The following is a 3,763-nucleotide window of genomic DNA, read 5'->3' as shown; positions in this document are numbered from 1 at the left end:
CAGGAGCCGCCCTACGGCCGCCACGCGGTCGTTCCCGCTCATGTCGCCTCCCGGTCGCCGGACGGGCTCATGACCGCACGGCCTTCGCGGCCGTCACCGCGGGCGCCGGGCCCCGCGGCCGGTGCAGCAGGATCGATGTCGCCCGGTGGCAGATCGCCCGTACGCGCTCGGGGGACAGGCCGAGCAGGGCCGCCGTCTGCTCCTCGGCGACGCCCTCGTAGAGCCTGAGGACCAGGATCAGGCGTTCCTGGGGGGTGAGCGGGGCCAGGGGGCTCGCGGGATGCGGCCGGGAGCGGCCGAGCGCGCCGTAGTGGTGCCACGCGCCGCGCGCGAAGCGGGTGGCCAGGTACTGGCGGGTGCGGTCGTACGGATCCTCGCCGTGCAGCCGGTCCCAGCACGCGTAGGTGTGCGCCAGCGACAGCGTCAGCAGGCGCCGCGCGCGCGGGTTGTCGTCGGGGGCCTCCGCGGTGAGCAGCGTGACGGCGTGCAGCAGCCGCCCGGCCGCGCCCGCGACGAACGCCTCGAACTCCCGGGCGCGACGGGTTGCCCGGGACGCATGCCGCTCCAGCACCGCGCCTCCCGCCTGACGGCGACCCTGAGGATGCGGGCACCCGGCCGCGCGGGACGGGGGCCCGGTCTCATATCAGGTCAGGGACGGCCCCGAGGTCAAGAGCCGCGCACGGCTCGGGCGGCGCCACGCACGCGTGGGGCTCGGGCCGTGGCACCGGACGTCGTGCGGGTACGGCGGTCAGGACTCCGGCTGTGCCTCCGGCCCGGGCACCCCCTGCGCCGCCATCCGGGAGGACAGCGCGGTGTTGAAGCGCGTGAGGAGGTCGCAGAACGCCTCGCGCTCGTCGGGCTCCCAGTCGTGGGTCAGCTCGGCCATCAACTGGCGCCGCGAAGAGCGCACTTCCTCCAGCCGGGCCTGCCCGCGCGGGGACAGCTGCAGCACCACCGCGCGCCCGTCCTCGGGGTGCGAGGTGCGCTTGACCAGGCCGGTGTCGACGAGCGGAGCCACCTGCCGGGTGACCGTCGACGAGTCGATCCCCATGCTCGCGGCGAGCGCCTTGACGCCCATCGGGCCTTCTTTGTCGAGGCGGTTGAGCAGCAGGTACGCGGCGCGGTCCATGGAGTTGCGCACCTGCCCGACTCCGCCGAGCCGGGTCTGTTCGGCACGGCGGGCGAACAGCGCCACCTCGTGCTGCAGCGTGTCGAGAAGACCGGTGTCACCGACGGTCGTCATGTCCATCGACATTTCAGGTGTTGTGGGCATGGCCGGGGGCTCACTTCGTGGAGGGCTGGCAGATTGGGGGACAGGGTACGCGGCCGGAAGGCGGGTCGTACCGGCGCTGCGCAAAGCGGGTCTCGGAGGTTGGTCACAACGGTCGTTCCCGCCTGTGAACTGCGATGCTGGAGTCATGAGCTACAGCACGGCTGACTCCTTTCGGCCCGTCACCCTCGACGACGTGCGCGGCGCGCAGAAGATGCTCTCGGGCGTGGCGCGGGTGACCGCGCTGGAAGGCAGCAGGCACCTGTCCCAGATGGTCGGTGCGCCGGTGCATCTCAAGTGCGAGAACCTCCAGCGGACGGGCTCGTTCAAGCTGCGCGGCGCGTACGTCCGGATCGCCGGTCTGCTGCCGGAGGAGCGCGCCGCCGGTGTCGTCGCCGCCAGCGCCGGCAACCACGCGCAGGGCGTCGCCCTCGCGTCCGCCCTGCTCGGCGTGCGGTCCACGGTGTTCATGCCGAAGGGCGCTCCGCTGCCCAAGGTCAGCGCCACCCGGGACTACGGGGCCGAGGTGCGGCTGCACGGCCAGGTGGTCGACGAGACGCTGGCCGCCGCGCAGGAGTACGCGGCCGAGACGGGCGCGGTGTTCATCCACCCCTTCGACCACCCCGACATCATCGCGGGCCAGGGCACGGTGGGCCTGGAGATCATGGAGCAGTGCCCCGAGGCGCGCACGATCCTCGTCGGCATCGGCGGGGGCGGGCTGGCCGCCGGGATCGCCGTGGCGGTGAAGTCCCTGCGGCCGGACGTGCGGGTGGTGGGTGTGCAGGCGGCGGGCGCTGCGGCCTACCCGCCCTCGCTGGCGGCGGGCCGGCCGGTGTCCGTCGAGAACCCGGCGACGATGGCCGACGGCATCAAGGTCGGGCGGCCCGGTGACGTGCCGTTCGCGATCATCGGCGAGCTGGTCGACGAGGTGCGCACGGTCAGCGAGGACGAGCTGTCCGCCGCGCTGCTGCTGTGCCTGGAGCGGGCCAAGCTGGTGGTGGAGCCGGCCGGGGCGAGCCCGGTCGCGGCGCTGCTGAGTGAGCCGGGCGCCTTCGAGGGGCCGGTCGTGGCGGTGCTGTCCGGCGGCAACGTCGACCCGGTGCTGATGGAGCGGGTGCTGCGGCACGGCATGGCCGCCCAGGGCCGCTACCTGGCGGTCCGGCTGCGGCTGACGGACCGGCCCGGTGCTCTTGCCACTCTTCTGGGCGCGTTGTCAGTGGTCGACGCTAACGTCCTCGATGTGAGCCACGTCCGAACCGACCCGCGGCTCGGGCTCACGGAGGCGGAGGTCGAGCTGCACCTGGAGACGAAGGGCCCGGCGCACTGCGCCGAGGTGGGTCAGGCGCTGCGCGAGGCGGGCTACACGGTCATCGGCTGACCAGGGCCATCGGTCATCGGCTGACCGGCCCATCGGTCATCGGCTGACCACAGGGCCATGGTCATCGGCTGCCCGCACGGTCCCCGGCCGGCCGGCTCCCGAGCCTGTCCAAGATCCTTTCGTCTCACGGAGCGCAACGCGGAAAAACTCATTGTGAGACGCGATACATCGCGTTATGGTGTGTCGGTGAGAAGCCTCACCGGACGTCTGTCCGGTCATCCCCGAAGACGTGGAGACTCATATGCCAGGCGCCATCTACGCCGAAGGTCTGGTCAAGACCTTCGGTGACGTAAAGGCCTTGGACGGCGTCGACCTCGACGTGCCCGAAGGCACGGTCCTCGGCCTGCTCGGGCCGAACGGCGCGGGCAAGACCACCACCGTCCGCTGCCTCACCACCCTGCTGCGGCCCGACAGCGGGCGGGCGGTCGTCGCGGGCATCGACGTGCTCAAACAGCCCGACGCGGTCCGCCGCTCCATCGGCCTGTCCGGCCAGTTCGCGGCCGTCGACGAATACCTGACCGGCCGGGAGAATCTCCAGATGGTCGGCCAGCTTTACCAGATGCGGGCCAAGGCGGCGAAGGAGCGCGCGACCGAACTGCTGGAGCAGTTCCACCTCGCGGACGCCGCCGACCGCCCCACCAAGACCTACTCCGGCGGCATGCGCCGCCGCCTCGACCTCGCGGCCGCCCTGGTCGTCTCGCCGCCCGTGATGTTCATGGACGAGCCGACGACCGGGCTCGACCCCCGCAACCGCCAGCAGCTGTGGGAGGTCATCAAGCAACTCGTCTCCGGCGGCACCACGCTGCTGCTCACCACGCAGTACCTGGAGGAGGCCGACCATCTGGCGCACGACATCGCGGTGGTCGACCACGGCAAGGTCATCGCCAAGGGCACCTCCGACCAGCTCAAGGCCCGCACCGGCGGCGAGCGCGTCGAGGTCGTGGTGCACCAGCGCGAGCACATCCAGACCGCCGCCGAGGTCCTCGCCGGCTTCGGCAAGGGCGAGACCACGGTCGAGGAGCACATGCGCAAGCTCACCGCCCCCGTGACCGGCGGCGCCAAGCTCCTCGCCGAGGTCCAAGCGGGTCGCCCACCGCGCCGAGGTCACCGCGGTC

Annotated in this window: 4 protein-coding genes; 2 read left to right on the top strand and 2 right to left on the bottom strand. The window is 72.4% G+C overall.

Features of this window, described 5'->3' with window-relative positions; all coding sequences use genetic code 11:
* Positions 1–67 precede the first annotated feature (67 nt).
* On the bottom strand, positions 68–571 hold the full coding sequence (locus tag ABZ281_RS41930; RefSeq protein ID WP_356663208.1) for a sigma factor-like helix-turn-helix DNA-binding protein: 504 nt from the start codon (positions 569–571) through the stop codon (positions 68–70).
* Positions 572–748: 177 nt separating this feature from the next.
* Positions 749–1,255, bottom strand: coding sequence for a MarR family transcriptional regulator (locus tag ABZ281_RS41925; RefSeq protein WP_031104766.1), 507 nt, complete (start codon positions 1,253–1,255; stop codon positions 749–751).
* A 163-nt stretch (positions 1,256–1,418) separates the two neighbouring features.
* On the opposite strand from ABZ281_RS41925, the gene ilvA reads away from it, so the two are divergent.
* Positions 1,419–2,648 carry a threonine ammonia-lyase gene (gene ilvA, locus ABZ281_RS41920; protein ID WP_356663206.1) on the top strand — a complete coding sequence of 410 codons (1,230 nt, stop codon included), beginning with the start codon at positions 1,419–1,421 and terminating at the stop codon, positions 2,646–2,648.
* Between the two features lie 241 nt (positions 2,649–2,889).
* Positions 2,890–3,763, top strand: an 874-nt coding sequence (locus tag ABZ281_RS41915) for an ATP-binding cassette domain-containing protein (RefSeq protein ID WP_356663204.1), incomplete at its 3' end; no start/stop codon positions are given.

The sequence above is a fragment of the Streptomyces sp. NPDC006265 genome, from assembly GCF_040613555.1.
Lineage (GTDB): Bacteria > Actinomycetota > Actinomycetes > Streptomycetales > Streptomycetaceae > Streptomyces.
The sequence above is the reverse complement of the archived record's forward strand: the minus strand, read 5'-3'. Positions and strand labels throughout refer to the sequence as shown.